Source organism: Roseateles sp. (genome assembly GCF_047654805.1).
Lineage (GTDB): Bacteria > Pseudomonadota > Gammaproteobacteria > Burkholderiales > Burkholderiaceae_C > Pelomonas.
In genome coordinates this window covers 776086-791551 of the sequence record NZ_JASGIV010000001.1, presented here as the reverse complement: position 1 = coordinate 791551, position 15466 = coordinate 776086, and the positions used below count along the sequence as shown (strand labels likewise).

General features: G+C 69.7%; 13 protein-coding genes. 12 read left to right on the top strand and 1 reads right to left on the bottom strand.

The genetic code is table 11. From position 1 onward, the window contains the following. The first annotated feature begins 2 nt into the window (after positions 1 to 2). The 6 genes from QM732_RS03540 (at position 3) to kdgR (ending at position 6946) form a co-directional block, all read left to right on the top strand. Positions 3 to 1109, top strand: coding sequence for an ABC transporter ATP-binding protein (locus tag QM732_RS03540; protein ID WP_415654814.1), 1107 nt, complete (start codon positions 3 to 5; stop codon positions 1107 to 1109). Then, entirely contained in the window at positions 1106 to 2395 is a 1290-nt protein-coding gene (locus QM732_RS03535) for an ABC transporter substrate-binding protein (protein ID WP_415654813.1), read from the top strand. The genes QM732_RS03540 and QM732_RS03535 overlap by 4 nt, the downstream gene beginning before the upstream one ends. Positions 2396 to 2525: 130 nt before the next feature. After that, entirely contained in the window at positions 2526 to 3695 is a 1170-nt protein-coding gene (locus tag QM732_RS03530; protein ID WP_415654812.1) for an oligogalacturonate lyase family protein, read from the top strand. Continuing rightward, positions 3692 to 4801 carry a pectinesterase family protein gene (locus tag QM732_RS03525; protein WP_415654811.1) on the top strand — a complete coding sequence of 370 codons (1110 nt, stop codon included), beginning with the start codon at positions 3692 to 3694 and terminating at the stop codon, positions 4799 to 4801. Before QM732_RS03530 ends, QM732_RS03525 begins: the two co-directional genes overlap by 4 nt. Then, entirely contained in the window at positions 4798 to 6084 is a 1287-nt protein-coding gene (locus QM732_RS03520; protein WP_415654810.1) for a pectate lyase family protein, read from the top strand. Before QM732_RS03525 ends, QM732_RS03520 begins: the two co-directional genes overlap by 4 nt. Before the next feature lie 52 nt (positions 6085 to 6136). Then, complete coding sequence (gene kdgR, locus QM732_RS03515; protein ID WP_415654809.1) at positions 6137 to 6946, top strand: DNA-binding transcriptional regulator KdgR; 810 nt, start codon at positions 6137 to 6139, stop codon at positions 6944 to 6946. A gap of 19 nt (positions 6947 to 6965) precedes the next feature. Here the strand turns inward: kdgR and QM732_RS03510 are convergent, their stop codons facing one another. Then, entirely contained in the window at positions 6966 to 8531 is a 1566-nt protein-coding gene (locus tag QM732_RS03510; protein WP_415654808.1) for a methyl-accepting chemotaxis protein, read from the bottom strand. Positions 8532 to 8653: 122 nt separating this feature from the next. Between QM732_RS03510 and QM732_RS03505 the strand changes: the two genes are divergently transcribed. Genes QM732_RS03505 through QM732_RS03480 form a run of 6 tightly spaced genes read left to right on the top strand, consistent with a single transcriptional unit; the run spans position 8654 to position 15455 of the window. Beyond that, complete coding sequence (locus QM732_RS03505; RefSeq protein ID WP_415654807.1) at positions 8654 to 9673, top strand: NADP-dependent oxidoreductase; 1020 nt, start codon at positions 8654 to 8656, stop codon at positions 9671 to 9673. Further along, positions 9673 to 10125, top strand: a complete 453-nt coding sequence (locus QM732_RS03500; RefSeq protein ID WP_415654806.1) for a GNAT family N-acetyltransferase — start codon at positions 9673 to 9675, stop codon at positions 10123 to 10125. Before QM732_RS03505 ends, QM732_RS03500 begins: the two co-directional genes overlap by 1 nt. Next, positions 10122 to 11012: an SDR family oxidoreductase gene (locus tag QM732_RS03495; RefSeq protein WP_415654805.1), complete on the top strand. Its 891-nt coding sequence runs from the start codon at positions 10122 to 10124 to the stop codon at positions 11010 to 11012. Before QM732_RS03500 ends, QM732_RS03495 begins: the two co-directional genes overlap by 4 nt. A gap of 21 nt (positions 11013 to 11033) precedes the next feature. Then, entirely contained in the window at positions 11034 to 12284 is a 1251-nt protein-coding gene (locus QM732_RS03490; protein WP_415654804.1) for an NAD(P)/FAD-dependent oxidoreductase, read from the top strand. Continuing rightward, positions 12281 to 13066, top strand: a complete 786-nt coding sequence (locus tag QM732_RS03485) for a substrate-binding periplasmic protein (protein ID WP_415654803.1) — start codon at positions 12281 to 12283, stop codon at positions 13064 to 13066. Before QM732_RS03490 ends, QM732_RS03485 begins: the two co-directional genes overlap by 4 nt. 58 nt (positions 13067 to 13124) lie before the next feature. After that, the gene (locus tag QM732_RS03480; protein WP_415654802.1) at positions 13125 to 15455 is read left to right on the top strand and encodes a Tex family protein; all 2331 of its coding nucleotides are present in this window, start codon (positions 13125 to 13127) and stop codon (positions 15453 to 15455) included. Positions 15456 to 15466 lie beyond the last annotated feature (11 nt).

Here is a 15466-nt window from a genome sequence, read left to right as displayed (position 1 = left end):
CCGTGGCCGCTGTTTCCTTGCGCAAGGTCGAGAAGACCTACCCGAATGGTTTCAAGGCCGTACACGGCGTCGACCTCGACGTACGCGACGGCGAGTTCATGGTCTTCGTCGGTCCCTCGGGCTGCGCCAAGTCCACGCTGCTGCGCATGGTGGCGGGGCTGGAGTCCATCAGCGGCGGCGAGCTGCACATCGGTGGCCGCGTCGTCAACGACCTGCCGCCCAAGGGCCGCGGCATCGCGATGGTGTTCCAGAACTACGCGCTCTATCCGCACATGACGGTCTACGACAACCTGGCCTTCGGGCTGAAGCTGGCGAAGACGTCCAAGGCCGAACTGGACCAACGCGTGCGCCACGCCGCCCAGCTGCTGGAGATGGAGCACCTGCTGACGCGCTACCCCAAGCAGTTGTCGGGCGGCCAGGCCCAGCGCGTGGCGGTGGGCCGCGCCATCGTCAAGAAGCCCGAAGTCTTCCTGTTCGACGAGCCGCTGTCCAACCTCGACGCCAAGCTGCGCGCCGCGATGCGCGTGCGCCTGACCGAGCTGCACCGGTCGCTGCGCGACGCCGGCCAGCCGGCCACCACCATCTACGTCACGCACGACCAGACCGAGGCCATGACCATGGGCGAGCGCATCTGCGTGCTCAAGGCCGGTGTCATCCAGCAGGTGGACACGCCCACTGCGCTGTATGACCGGCCGGCCAATGCCTTCGTCGCCAGCTTCATCGGCTCGCCCGAGATGAACATCGTCAACGCGACGCTCGCCGACGGCGCCGTCGAGCTGGGCGGCGTGCGCCTGGCGCTGCCGGCCCACCGCTTCAAGCCCACGGCCAACGGCGCGGTGCAGTTCGGCCTGCGCCCCGAACACATTGGCTTGGGCGCCAAGCCCGGCAGCGCCGCCGTGCAGGCCACGCTGAAGTTCTGCGAGCACATGGGCGCCGAGGTCTTCACGTACTTCGACGTCGGCGGCGTGGCCTTCAGTGCCCGGGTGCCGGCCGAGGATGGCGCGGCCCTGGCCGCCCTGCCCCGCGGCTCGGCCCTGAGCTTGCACTTCCAGATGAACCACGCGCATCTGTTCGCAGCCGGCGACGACGGCCCGAGCCTCCTCGCATGAGCCTGAACCGCCGCACCCTTATCGCCAGCGCCGCCGCGCTGGGCGCGCCCTTCGTCCATGCGCAGGAGCGCCCCGTGCTGCGCTTCGCCTGGTGGGGTGGCGCCAGCCGGCACCAGGCCACGCTGGCCGCACTCAAGGTCTTCGAGCAGCGCTACGGCGTGCGCGTGAAGGCCGAGTACATGGGCTTCAACGGCTACCTGGAGCGCCTCACCACCCAGATCGCCGGCCGCTCCGAGCCCGACGTGATGCAGATCAACTGGGCATGGCTTGCCATGTTCAGCAAGCGCGGCAACGGCTTCACCGACCTGAACGGCGTCGCCAAGGAACTGTCGCTGGACCAGTTCACCGAGGACGACCTCGCCTACGGCCGCGTGGCCGGCAAGCTCAACGCGCTGCCCACCTCCTTCAGCGCCCGCATCTTCCTGTGGAACCAGACCGCCTTCGGCCGCGCGGGCCTGGCACTGCCGCAGACCTGGGACGAGCTCTTCGCCACCGGCCCCGTCTTTCGCGCCAAGCTGGGCGACTCGGCCTACCCGCTGGACGGTGAGCTCTACGACATGATCCTGCTGTCGCAGAGCTACATCCAGCAAAAGCACGGCATGCCCTTCGTCGATCCGGCCAAGCCGCGCGTCGCGATGAGCCCGGCCGCCGCGCTGGAGTGGGTCAAGACCTACAAGCGCATCATCGACAGCCATGTCGCCACGCCGTTGCCGCTGCGAGCCAGCCTGGGCGGCGCCGAGAAGCCCACCGAGCAGCAGCCCGACTGGGTGTCCGGCCGCTGGGCCGGCAACTACACCTGGGACTCGGTCATCGCGCTGCGCGGCTCCACGCTGGCGCCGGGCGAGAAGCTGGCCCTGGGCGCCTTCCCGACGCTTGAAGGCAGCAAGGACAGCGGCCTGTTCGGCCGGCCGACGGTCATGTACACCATAGGCCGCAACTGCAAGCAGGCCGAGCTGGCGGCCAAGCTGATGAACTTCCTGCTGACCGACCCCGAGGCCGCCCGGCTGCTCGGCCGCACGCGCGGCCTGCCCAGCGCCAAAGGGGCGCTGGCCGTGCTGCAAAAGGCCGGCGGCCTGCCGCCGCTGGAGCTGGCCGCGCATGACCAGATCCAGGCCCAGCGCGACGCCGGCCGCCTCATCCGCCCCGCGCCGCTGTTCGAGCACGCGCGCTTCCAGAAATTCATGCGCGAGGTCTTCGAGACCATCGCCTACAACAAGACCAGCGACGCCGATGCCGCGCGCCGGCTCGTCGAAGAGGGCAACGCCCTGCTGCAGAGGATCCAATGAAAGCGGCAAGTCGCGACGAGCGCGTCGGCGCGGGGGACACGGAGCAGTCGCGCCCGGCCTCGCTCCCGCTCCATCCGCTCGGCGCACCGGCAATGCGCCGGCACACCAACCTTCAGCACGCCTGAACACCATGAAGTCCACCGAACGCAAGTTCCAGTTCCTCACCCGCGAGGACCCCGACACCGGCGCCCGCGTCACGCGGCTGACGCCGCCCGAAGTGACCTGTCACCGCAACTACTTCTATCAGAAGTGCTTCACCAACGACGGCACGAAGCTGATGTTCGGCGGCGAGTTCGGCCCCGAGCCCAGCCCCAACTGGAACCTGCATCTGCTGGACCTGCCCTCGCAGACCGCCATCCAGCTCACCGACGGCGCGCGCGAGAACACCTTCGGCGCCTTCATGAGCCCCGATGACCGTTTCGTCTACTTCGTGCGCGGCGATCGCAACCTGATCCGGCTGGAGCTGGCCACGCTGAAGGAAGAGGTCGCCTACGTCGTGCCGAACGGCTGGGTGGGCTATGGCACCTGGGTGGCCAACAGTGCCTGCACCAAGATGGTCGGCATCGAGATCGCCGCCGCCGACTGGTTCCCGCTGAACACCTGGCAGAAGTTCAACGAGATGTTCCACAAGAAGCCGCTGTGCCGGCTGTTCTCGGTGGACCTCGAAGGACCGAGGAAAGGCCAGCGCACCGTCATTCTGGAGCAGCGTGGCTGGCTGGGCCACCCCCAGTACCGGCCCTTTGACGACAACACGGTGGCGTACTGCCACGAAGGTCCGCACGACCTCATCGACGCGCGCATGTGGTTCATCAACGAAGACGGGACCCATCGCCGCTGTGGCAAGGAGCACACCGACGGCGAGAGCTGCACGCACGAGTTCTGGGTGCCGGACGGCAGCGCCATGATCTACGTGAGCTACAACGACAAGTCGCCCGAGCGCTGGATCTGCAGCCTGGATCCGGTCACGCTGGAGAACAAGGTGCTGACCGCCATGCCGCAGTGCTCGCACCTGATGAGCAACTTCGACGGCACCCTCATCGTCGGCGACGGTTGCGGCAAGGCCAGCAGCGGCGACAACGAGATGCTGGTGGGCGACCCCTATCTGCACCTGTTCGACCTGAAGAGCGGCACCACGCGCCCCGTCGCCCGCCACGACAGTGGCTGGGACGTCTACAAGGACAGCCGCCAGGTCACCCATCCCCACCCCAGCTTCACGCCCGACGAGAAGCAGGTGCTGTTCAGCTGCGACAAGGAGCGCGCGAACGGCGTCGAACCGGCCCTCTACCTGGCCGACCTGTGAAGCCGCTGCTCGCGCTGGCCCTGCTGCTGGTCACCGGCGAGAGCCAGGCCCAGCCCCGCCCACAGCTCACGCCCGAGCAGGCTGCGGCCCACACGGTGGCCGCCTACCTCGGCGACTGGAAGCCCGCGCCGCTGGCCGATCTGGCCACGTCGGCAGCGGACTTCGTCGTCAAGCCGGGCGAGTCGGTGCAGGCCGCCATCGACCAGGTGCCGGACAAGGTGCCGGACCAGGGCAAGGCCGGCAGCAGGCGCTGGGTCATCCAGCTCCTGCCGGGCACCTACCGCGGCCCCCTGTGCATCAAGGACAAGGCACCCCTTGCCCTCGTCGGCGCGGCGCTGGACGCAAGCGCCGTCGTGCTGGTGGACAACCGCTTCTCCGGCAAGCCCAAGGCCGAGAACGAGGCCGCCCACCCCTGCTGGCCCGAGCTGGGCAAGACGACGATAGGCACCAGCGGCAGCACCAGCATGCTGGTGGCCAGCGACGACGTGCAGCTGATCTCGCTGACCGTCGCCAACGATGCCATGGACGGCGTGCGCCGCGGCGAGGCCTACCCGAAGGGCGTCGGTGAGAGCGGTGGCGCCCAGGCCGTGGCACTGACGCTGATGGGCGACCGCATCCAGCTCGACGGCGTGCGCCTGCTGGGTCACCAGGACACCCTCTACGCCAAGCGCCGCGCGCCCGACGCGCCGGCCCGCCAACTGGTGCGCCACAGCCTCATTGCCGGCGACGTGGACTTCATCTTCGGCAACGCCGTGCTGGTCATCGAGCACTCCACCATCCTGACCCGTGCCAACCGCCGCACGCCCGGCCACGGCGGCATCATCCTCGCGCCCAGCACGGCACCGGACGTGACCCAGGGCTTCCTCGTCACGCACAGCCGCCTGGTCGGCGAGCCCGGCATCGCGCCGGGTGGCACATCCATCGGCCGCGCCTGGGACGCCGGCGTCAAGGCCGGCACCTGGATCGCCGGCACCAGCCCCAACGGCGTGGCCGTCGTGCGCGACAGCGAGATCGGTGCCCACATCGGCCCCTGGGCCGCCAGCACCTCGCGCCGCCCCTTCGACGCCAGCACCAACCGGCTCCACGAGTTCAACAACCGCCCATGACGCTCCATCGCCGCCACGTCCTCGCCCTTGCGGGCATCTCCGTGCTGGGCGGCTGTGCCGGCACGCCGCCCACCCCGTCCAGTGCGTCCAGTGCGTCCGCCCCGGCCGAGCTGCCGCTGGGCTGGGCCAGCGCCGGCAAGACGACGGGCGGCGCCGACGCCAGGCCGGAACATGTCCTCGACGTGCATGACCGCGCCGGCCTGGACCGTGCGCTGGCCCTGGGCGACACGCCCAAGATCATCCGCATCCACGCCTTCATCGACCTGTGCCCCGGCGGCGCCGAGGCCTTCCGCGACCCCGAGTTCAGCGTCGAGGCCTTCGACCGCGCCTACGATCCCGCCACCTGGGGCCGTGACGACCCCACAGGCCCCCAGGAAGACGCGCGCAAGCGCTCCGCCAGGCGCCAGGCCCTGGCCTGCACCGTGCGGCTGCCTTCCAACACCACGCTGCTGGGCGCCGCGCCGGGCGCCGGCTTCCAGCACGGCATGGTGCTGCTGGACAAGGTCCACAACATCGTCATCCGCGACCTGCGCTTCTCCGACGCCTACGACCATTTCCCCGACTGGCAGCCGCGCGACAACGGCCACGGCGAATGGAACTCGGAGTACGACAACCTGTCGCTGCGCACGGCCGAACGCGTCTGGGTGGACCACTGCCACTTCGACGACGGCAACCGCCCCGACCGGCTCGAGCCCATCCGCCTGGGCCAGCGCGTGCAGCACCACGACGGCCTGCTGGACATCACCAACCAGAGCGACCTCGTCACCGTCTCCTGGTGCCGCTTCCAGGCTCACGACAAGACCATGCTGATCGGCAGCAGCGACACCAAGACCAGCGACGACGGCAAGCTGCGCGTGACCCTGCACCACAACCACTTCCATGCCTGCAAGGAGCGCACGCCACGGGTGCGTTTCGGCCGCGTGCATGTCGCCAGCAACCTGTTCAGCGCCGACCGCGCCGAGGACTTCGGCTACTCGCTGGGCGTGGGCATCCAGTCCCGCATCGTCAGCGAGTCCAACGCCTGGGAGCTGCCGGCCGGCATCCGCGCCGAGCAGTTGATCCGCCGCCTCAAGGGCAGCGCCTTCCTCGACCGCGGCAGCCGCTTGAACGGCCGGCCGGTGGATCTGCTGGCCGCCTGGCGCGCCGCCCACCCCGTGGAAACCCTGTCTGCCGATGTCGGCTGGGCACCAGAGGCGTTCTACGACACCGCCGCGCTGCGCTCCGCCGAACCCAATCGTCTTGTTGAGCAAATCCGCGCCGGTGCCGGACCGCGCCGGGCCTGAGTCAGAATCCGGCTCCCACATCCTGGAACAAGCGTCCGAAAGAATCAGAACGATGGATGAAGACATTGGTGATTCGAAACAACCGGAATCGGTCGCCGCGGTACTCAAGGTGTTCGCCATCCTGAATGCACTGGGAGAACGCAGCGACATCGGTATCACGGACCTCTCCGTGCGCCTGGCCATGCCCAAGGCCACGGTCTACCGCTTCCTGCAGACGATGAAGAGCCTGGGCTATGTGCGCCAGGAGGCCGACAGCGAGCGCTACCGCCTGGCCATGCGCATGTTCGAGATCGGCGCCAAGGCCCTGCCCTCGCCCGACCTCGTCGATCTGGCCAAGCACCCCATGCAGATGCTGGCCGATGCCACCGGCGAGACCGTCCACCTGGGCAGCCTCATCGACAGCGAGATCATCTACATCCACAAGGTGGACTCGCGACACATGCTGGGCATGTACTCGCGCGTGGGCCGTCGCGCACCGCTGCACTGCACGGCCATCGGCAAGGTGCTGATGGCCTGGGAGCATCCCGAGCGCCGCGACCGCATCCTGGATGGGGCCGGGTTCAAGCGCTTTCGCGACAAGACCATCACCACCCGCCCGGCCTTCCTGGCCGAGCTGGAGCAGGTCAAGAAGCAGGGTTTCGGCGAGGACCGCGAGGAATTCGACGACCACATCCGCTGCCTGGGCGTGCCCATCTTCGACCGCCTGGGCCAGCCCATCGCCGGCATGAGCGTGTCCTTCCCGACCTTCCGCTTCGACGAGGCCAAGGCCCCCGAGGTCGTCAAGATGCTGCAGGCCGCCAGCCGCGACATCTCCGAGCGGCTGGGCTGCACGCGCTACCCGCTGGACGCCCCGCAGTCCTGACGCGCGCCACCGCGCAAGCTCACGAAGCCTTGCGCTCCCCTGCGCCCAGCTTGAAGCCCGCCACCGACGTGACCAGCGCCGCCGCCTGATCGCGCAGGCTGATCGCTGCGGCAGCCCCTTCCTCGACGAGGGCGGCGTTCTGCTGCGTGACCTTGTCCATCTGCGTGATGGCATCGCTGACCTGGCCCACGCCCGTCGCCTGCTCGCTGCTGGCCGAGCTGATCTCGCCGACGATGTCGCTCACGCGGCGGATCGCATTCACGATCTCCGTCATCGTCGCGCCGGCCTTGTCCACCTGGGCGGTGCCCAGCTCCACGCGCTCCACGCTCGTGCCTATCAGCGCCTTGATCTCCTTGGCCGCCTCGGCGCTGCGCTGGGCCAGCGTGCGCACCTCGCCCGCGACGACCGCGAAGCCCCGGCCCTGCTCGCCCGCACGCGCCGCCTCGACGGCGGCGTTCAGCGCCAGGATGTTGGTCTGGAAGGCGATGCCGTCGATGACGCCGAGGATGTCGGCGATCTTGCGCGAGCTCTCGTTGATGCCCCGCATCGTCTCGACGACCTGCCCGACGACCTCGCCCCCCTGCTTCGCCACGTTGGACGCGCCAAGCGCGAGCTGGTTGGCCTGGCGGGCGTTGTCGGCGTTGTTGCGCACAGTGGAACTCAGCTCGTCCATGGTCGCCGCGGTCTGCTGCAGCGCGCTGGCCTGCTCCTCGGTGCGCTGGCTGAGGTCGTTGTTGCCCTGCGCGATCTGGCCGCTGGCCGTCGCCACGCTCTCGGCGTTGCTGCGCACACCCGAGACGATGCCGGCCAGCCGCGTCTGCATGCCGGCCAGCGCGGTCAGCATGCGGCCGACCTCATCGCGGCCCGTCGCCCGGATGTCGTTGTCCAGGTTTCCGTCGGCGATCGATTCCACGGCGCGCTGGGCGCGCCCCACGTCGCCGGCGATGCGCCCGCTCAGCAGCCAGCCGATGCCGACGCCCATGGCCAGCATCACAAGCAACGCCACGACGAGCATCAGGCGGGCACTGCCGTAGAGCGCGTCCGCGTCGCGGCTGGCCTGGTCGGCCCTCGCGCGGTTGAAGCGGATCAGCTCTTCCAGGTAGTCGCTGGAGCGCCGGTAACTCTGCCCCGCTTCGCCGTCGAGCAGGGCCTGGGCCTGCGTCGTCTGCTGGGAGCGCGACAGCTTCAGCAGCTCGGGCTGCACGGCCAGGTACTTGCGCCACTCCGCCTCGAAGCGTTCCCAGAGGCGCCGCTCCTCGTCGCCGCCTATGAGCGCCACATAGTGCTTGCGGTTGTCGTCCAGCTGGCCCAGCACCCGCGCCATGTCCTTCTCGAAGCCGTCCATCTTGCCCGGGTCTTCCGTCACCACGTGCTCGAACTGTGCGTTGCGGAAATCCGCCGTGTTGGTGTTGATCTCGCTCGTCGCCAGCACTGCGGGCAGATAGCCGCCCGCGATCTCGGTGGAGGCCCGGTTGACGCGCCCGAGCTGCTGGATGGCAAACAGCACGACGAAGACCGCGAGCAGCAGCACGATGCCGAAGCCGCCGAGCAGCTTGGCGCGCAGGGATTGGTCAGAAAAACTCATGAGGGTCCTTCCTGGAAGGGGGGGCGGGCAGGCTTCTCGCAAAACCGCCCTGTCGCACCTGGGACGCGCAAGAATCCCGCAGGGTGCTTCAATCCCGACCAAGTTTCAACACCGCCACCATCATGAGCCAGACCAACCGCCAAATCCTGCTCGCCTCCCGTCCCAAGGGCGAGGTCAGCCCCGACAACTTCCGCCTCGTCGAGACGCCGCTCGCGCCGCTGGCCGATGGCCAGGTGCGGGTGCGCAACCACTTCCTCAGCCTGGACCCGTACATGCGCGGCCGCATGAACGACAGCAAGAGCTACGCGGCCGCCCAGGCGCTGGACGAGGTCATGATCGGCGGCACCGTCGGCGAGGTGGTCGAGTCGAGGAACGCCAACTTCGCGGTGGGCGACAAGGTGGTGGGCATGGGTGGCTGGCAGGAGTTCCAGACCGTGGACGCCACGCAGCGCGGCGTGCTGAGCAAGGTCGACACCACGCACATCCCCCTGTCGGCCTACCTCGGCCCGGTCGGCATGCCGGGCGTGACCGCCTGGTACGGCCTCGTGAAGATCATCAACCCCAAGGCCGGCGAGACCGTGGTGGTGAGCGCCGCCAGCGGTGCCGTGGGCTCGGTGGTGGGCCAGTTGGCCAAGGCGCGCGGCTGCCGCGCGGTGGGCCTGGCCGGCGGCGCCGACAAGTGCCGCTATGTGGTCGAGGAGCTGGGCTTTGACGCCTGCGTCGACTACAAGCAGCACCCCGACCTGAAGTCGCTGTCCGCCGCCCTGAAGGCCGAATGCCCGAACGGCATCGACGGCTATTTCGAGAACGTCGGCGGCATGACGCTGGACGCCGTGCTGCTGCGCGCCAACGCCTTCAGCCGCATCGCCATGTGCGGCATGATCTCGGGCTACAACGGCGAGCCCATCCCGCTGCAGTACCCCCAGCTCATCCTCACCAACCGCATGAAGGTCGAGGGCTTCATCGTCTCCGAGCACATGGACGTGTGGCCCGAGGCGCTGAAGGAGCTGGGCGGGCTGGTGGCCACGGGCAAGCTGAAGTACCGCGAGTCCGTCGCCGACGGCATCGCCGCCGCGCCCGAGGCCTTCATGGGCCTGCTCAAGGGCCGCAACTTCGGCAAGCAGCTCGTCAAGCTGGTCTGATGCGCTGGCACTGCGTGCCGTTCGACGAACTGGGCGTGCGCCAGCTCTATGAGCTGCTGGCCCTGCGCTCGGAGGTCTTCGTCGTCGAGCAGAACTGCGTGTTCCTCGACATCGACGGCGTCGATCCGCAGACCTGGCATCTGCTGGGCTGCGGCGATGACGGCCGGCTCATGGCCTACGCGCGGCTCATCCCGCCCGGCCTGAAGGCCCCCGACGCCCTCATCGGCCGCGTCGTCACGGCACCGTCCGCCCGCAGCGGCGGGGTCGGTCGCGCGCTGATGGCCGAGGCGCTCGCGCAGTGCGGGCGCCTGTGGCCGGCCCACCCCGTCACGCTGCACGCCCAGGCCCACCTGGAGCGCTTCTACGGCAGCTTCGGCTTCACGCCCGTGGGCGAGCAATACATGGAAGACGGCATCCCGCACCAGGAGATGCGCAAGGAGACCCCCCAATGACCAAGAAGCAAACCGCCGTCATCACCGGCGCCGGCTCGGGCTTCGGCCTGGAAACCGCCCGCATCGCCGCCCGGCGCGGCATGAATCTCGTCCTCGTCGACGTGCAGGCCGACGCACTGGACAAGGCCGTGGCCGAGTTCAAGGACGTCGAGGTGCTGGCCCGCGTCGTCGACGTGGCCAGGGCCGACGCGATGCAGGCGCTGGCCGACGCGGTGCAGCAGCGCTTCGGCGCGCCGCACTTCGTCTTCAACAACGCCGGCGTGGGCTCCGGCGGCCTGATCTGGGAGAACGCCCTCAGCGACTGGGACTGGGTCATGGGCGTCAACGTGATGGGCGTCGTGCATGGCGTGCGCCTGTTCACGCCCATGATGCTGGCCGCCGCCAAGGCCGATCCGGCCTACTCGGGCCACATCGTCAATACGGCATCCATGGCCGGCCTGCTGGTGCCGCCCGTATCCGGCGTCTACAACGTCAGCAAGGCCGCCGTGGTCGCGCTCACCGAGACGCTGCATCACGACCTGGCCCTGGTCACCGAGCAGGTGCACGCCTCGGTGCTCTGCCCTTTCTACGTGCCCACCGGCATCAGCCAGAGCCACCGCAACCGCCCGAGCGACATGCCCGGCAACAGGCCCACAGTCAGCCAGCTCGTCTCGCAGGCGCAGACCGACAAGGCAGTGTCCTCCGGCAAGCTGAGCGCGGCCGACGTGGCGGCCATGGTGTTCGACGCCATCGACCACAACAGGTTCTGGATCTTCAGCCACCCCAAGGCCCTGGCCGGCGTGCAGACGCGGATGGAAGACGCGATGCTGCAGCGCAATCCGACCGATCCCTATGCCGCGCGGCCTGACATTGGCGAAGCCCTGAAGGCCAAGCTCCGCGGCGAGTAAACCGGCAGGGACAATCGGGGCATGAGCTCCCCGATTTCCATCGCCGTCGTCGGCGGCGGCCCCGCCGGCCTGATGGCCGCCGAGGTGCTGGCCGCGGCCGGCCACGCCGTGACCGTCTACGACGCCAAGCCCAGCGTCGGCCGCAAGTTCCTGCTCGCCGGCAAGGGCGGCCTGAACCTGACCCATTCCGAGGCCTTCGAACCCTTCGTCGGCCGCTTCGGCGCACGCGCCGCCCAGATCGAGCCGCTGCTGCGCGGCTTCGACGCCGACGCGCTGCGCGCCTGGGCCGCCGGACTCGGCGTCGACACCTTCGTGGGCACCTCGGGCCGCGTCTTCCCCAAGGACTTGAAGGCGGCGCCGTTGCTGCGCGCCTGGCTGCACCGGCTGCGCGCGGCCGGCGTGAAGTTCGCGATGCGCCACCGCTGGACGGGCTGGACCGAGGACGGTGCGCTGCGCTTTGACACGCCCGACGGCGAACGCCGGGTGTCACCCGGCGCGACGCTGCTGGCCCTGGGCGGCGCCTCCTGGCCGCAGCTGGGCTCGGACGGTGCCTGGGCCCCCTGGCTGGCCGCCCGGGGCGTGGACGTCGCGCCGCTGCAGCCGTCCAACTGCGGCTTCGACGTCGGCGCCACCGCGGCCCATCCGGCGGCGCCGGGCTGGAGCGAGCGCTTCGCCGCCGAGTTCGCCGGCCAGCCGGTCAAGCCCGTGGCGCTGGCCACCGAGGGCTTCGCCGCCCGTCCCGGCGAGTTCGTCATCACAGCCACCGGCATCGAGGGCTCGCTCGTCTACGCCGCGAGCAGCGCACTGCGCGAACAGCTCGCGCGCCTGGGACAGGCCACGCTGGTGCTGGACCTGCTGCCTCAGCTCACGCCCGAGCGCGTGCTCGCCGAGGTGCGCCATCCGCGCGGCAGCCGCTCCCTGTCGTCTCACCTGAAGAGCCGGCTGAACCTGGGTGCGCTGAAGCTGGGCCTGCTGCACGAATTGCTGACGCGCGAGCAGATGCTGGACCCGACCCAGCTCGCCGCCGCGCTCAAGCGCCTGCCGCTGACGCTGCAGGCGCCGCGCCCGGTCGCCGAGGCGATCAGCACCGCGGGCGGTGTGCGCTTTGAGGCGCTGACCGGCGAGCTGATGCTGGCCGCGCTACCCGGCGTCTTCGTCGCCGGCGAGATGCTGGACTGGGAGGCGCCCACCGGCGGCTACCTGCTCACGGCCAGCTTCGCCAGCGGCCGCGCCGCGGCCCTTGGCCTGACACGTTGGCTGCGCGCCGCATGAAACTCCTGCGGCGGCGCGACCTGCTGCTGTCCCACGCCTTGGCTCCGCTGGCCGCCACCGCGGCGGCCCAGCCGGCGGGACGGCTTGCGCGGGTCACCATCGGCGCCGAGAACGACTGGTTCCCCTACTCCGGCGAGCGCGATGGCCGCGCCCAGGGCATGACGGTGGAACTCGTCACCGCGGCCTTCGCGGCCATGGGCGTCGAGGTGAAGTTCGAACTGCTGCCCTATGCGCGCTGCATGGCGCAGACGCGCAACGGCATGCTGGCGGGTTGCTTCAACACGACGCGCACCGCGCTGATCGAGAACGACTACCTCTGGCCGGCCAAGCCGATGTTCAACGAGCGCTTCCTGATCTACGCCCGTGCCGATGATCCGCACACCGGCCCGCCGCTGCAGGTGCGCGACCTGGAAGGCCAGCAGGTGGCCGTCACGCGGGGCTACGAGTACGGCAGCGAGTTCGACGCCAACCCCCGCGTGCTGCGCGTCGTCACCAGCCACGACGAGAACAACTTCCAGGTCGTGCTGCGCGGCCGGGCCCGCTACACCCTGGCCCCGGAGGCCAACACCCGCGCGCTGCTGGTGCGCCGCCCGGAGATGGTCGGCCAGTTCAAGGTCGTCGGCGCGCTGAGCTACTTCGGCATCTACACGACCTTCTCGCGCCAGCACCCCGACGCGCGCGCGGCCCTGGCGGCCTTCGACGAAGGCATGAGAGTCATCAACGCCAACGGCGTGGCCAGGGCCATCCAGGAGCGTTGGCGCCAGGGCGGCACGGGCCGCTGAGGCCCTGGCAAAATCGCGCGTTTTTTGCCGCGCTGAAGAGCCGTCCCGAGGGCCAGTTTTGGACAAGTTGATCGTTTCCCAGATTGCCGCCGAGTTGAAGGTGCGGCCCGCCCAGGTGCAGGCCGCCGTCGAGCTGCTCGACGGCGGGGCCACCGTGCCCTTCATCGCCCGCTACCGCAAGGAGGCCACCGACGGCCTCGACGACATCCAGCTGCGCGAGCTGGACGCGCGCCTGGCCTATCTGCGCGAACTGGCCGAACGCCGCGAGGCCGTGCTCAAGAGCATCGCCGAGCAAGGCAAGCTGACGCCCGAGCTGGAGGCCGCCGTACGCGCCGCGCCCACCAAGCAAGAGCTCGAAGACATCTACCTGCCCTACAAGCCCAAGCGCCGCACCAAGGGCATGATCGCCCGCGAAGCGGGCCTCGAGCCGCTGGCCGACCAGCTGTTCGCCGACCCGACGCTGGACCCGCAGGCCGAGGCCGCCAGGTTCATCAACGCCGAGGCCGGCTTCGCCGACGCCTTCGCCGTGCTGGACGGCGTGCGCGACCTGCTCTCCGAGCGCTGGGCCGAGGACGCCGTGCTGGTGGGCAAGCTGCGCGAGTGGCTGTGGGCCGAGGGCCTGTTCCAGTCCAAGATCATGGACGGCAAGAGCCCGGACACGCCGGACAACGCCAAGTTCCGCGACTACTTCGACTACGCCGAGCCCATCCGCACCGTCCCCTCGCACCGCGCGCTGGCCGTGTTCCGCGGCCGCACCCAGGAGCTGCTGGACGCCAAGCTGGTGCTGGACGAGGAGCCCGTGGCCGGCAAGCCCGGCCTGGCCGAGGGCCGTATCGCCTCGCACCTGGGCTGGCGCCATGCCAGCCGACCGGCCGACGAGCTGATCCGCAAGACCGTTGCCTGGACCTGGAAGGTCAAGCTCTCCCTGAGCCTGGAGCGAGACCTGTTCGCCCGCCTGCGCGAGGCCGCCGAGGCCACCGCGATCAAGGTGTTCGCGGAGAACCTGCGCGACCTGCTGCTGGCCGCGCCGGCCGGCAAGCGCGTCGTCATGGGGCTGGACCCGGGCATCCGCACCGGCGTGAAGGTGGCGGTCGTCTCGGAAACCGGCCGTGTCCTGGATACCGCGACCGTCTACCCGCACGAGCCGCGCCGCGACTGGGATGGCTCACTGCACACGCTGGCCAAGCTGTGCGCAACGCACGGCGTCAACCTCATCGCCATCGGCAATGGCACCGCCAGCCGCGAGACCGACAAGCTGGCCGGCGAGCTGATCAAGAAGCTGCAGGCGCTGGACGCCAGCGTGAAGATCGAACGCGTCGTCGTCAGCGAGGCCGGCGCCTCGGTGTACTCGGCGTCCGAGTTCGCCTCCAAGGAGCTGCCGGACCTGGACGTCAGCCTGCGCGGCGCCGTGTCCATCGCGCGCCGGCTGCAGGACCCGCTGGCCGAGCTGGTCAAGATCGACCCCAAGAGCATCGGCGTGGGCCAGTACCAGCACGACGTCAACCAAAGCGAGATGGCGCGTGCGCTGGACGCCGTGGTCGAGGACTGCGTGAACAAGGTCGGCGTGGACCTGAACACTGCGTCCAGCGCGCTGCTCGCGCGCGTCTCGGGGCTGTCGGCCTCGGTGGCCAGCAGCATCGTGCGCTGGCGCGACGCCAACGGCGCCTTCAGGAACCGCCAGCAGCTGCTGGACGTGGCGGGCCTCGGGCCCAAGACCTTTGAGCAGTCGGCCGGCTTCCTGCGCATCCGCGGCGGCGACAACCCGCTGGACTTCTCGGGCGTCCACCCCGAGACCTACGCCATCGTCGAGCGTGCGCTCAGCGCACTGAAGCGTCCCGCCGAGGAGGTCATCGGCCGCAGCGAGGTGTTGCGCACGCTCAAGCCCGAATTGCTGGCCGACGACAAGTTCGGTGCGATCACGGTCAAGGACGTGCTGGCCGAGCTGGAAAAACCCGGCCGCGACCCGCGCCCGGACTTCAAGGTGGCCCGCTTCAACGACGGTGTCGAGGACGTGAAGGACCTGCAGCCCGGCATGCTGCTCGAAGGTACGGTCAGCAACGTCGCGCAGTTCGGCGCCTTCGTCGACCTGGGCGTGCACCAAGATGGGCTGATCCACGTCAGCCAGCTGTCCAACAAGTTCGTCAACGACGCCCGCGAGGTGGTCAAGACGGGCGACATCGTCAAGGTCAAGGTGCTGGAGGTCGACCTGGCCCGACAGCGCATCTCGCTGACGATGAAACTGGACGCACAGGCACCGCGCGGCCCGAAGCAGGACAACAGCTTCCGGCCAGCCGCCCGTAACGAGCGCCCCCACGGCGGCGGTTCGCGCGATTCGGCACCCGCCGGCGGCAACGCGATGGCCGCGGCCTTCGCCAAGCTCAAGCGCTGACCCTGGAGCTC

Bases quoted from the DNA above. Each gene is read 5' to 3' on its own strand.
- QM732_RS03510 (WP_415654808.1), bottom strand. From the start codon at position 8,531: ATGAGTTTTTCTGACCAATCCCTGCGCGCCAAGCTGCTCGGCGGCTTC.
- QM732_RS03490 (WP_415654804.1), top strand. From the start codon at position 11,034: ATGAGCTCCCCGATTTCCATCGCCGTCGTCGGCGGCGGCCCCGCCGGC.
- QM732_RS03500 (WP_415654806.1), top strand. From the start codon at position 9,673: ATGCGCTGGCACTGCGTGCCGTTCGACGAACTGGGCGTGCGCCAGCTC.
- QM732_RS03535 (WP_415654813.1), top strand. From the start codon at position 1,106: ATGAGCCTGAACCGCCGCACCCTTATCGCCAGCGCCGCCGCGCTGGGC.
- QM732_RS03530 (WP_415654812.1), top strand. From the start codon at position 2,526: ATGAAGTCCACCGAACGCAAGTTCCAGTTCCTCACCCGCGAGGACCCC.
- QM732_RS03520 (WP_415654810.1), top strand. From the start codon at position 4,798: ATGACGCTCCATCGCCGCCACGTCCTCGCCCTTGCGGGCATCTCCGTG.
- kdgR (WP_415654809.1), top strand. From the start codon at position 6,137: ATGGATGAAGACATTGGTGATTCGAAACAACCGGAATCGGTCGCCGCG.
- QM732_RS03495 (WP_415654805.1), top strand. From the start codon at position 10,122: ATGACCAAGAAGCAAACCGCCGTCATCACCGGCGCCGGCTCGGGCTTC.
- QM732_RS03505 (WP_415654807.1), top strand. From the start codon at position 8,654: ATGAGCCAGACCAACCGCCAAATCCTGCTCGCCTCCCGTCCCAAGGGC.
- QM732_RS03485 (WP_415654803.1), top strand. From the start codon at position 12,281: ATGAAACTCCTGCGGCGGCGCGACCTGCTGCTGTCCCACGCCTTGGCT.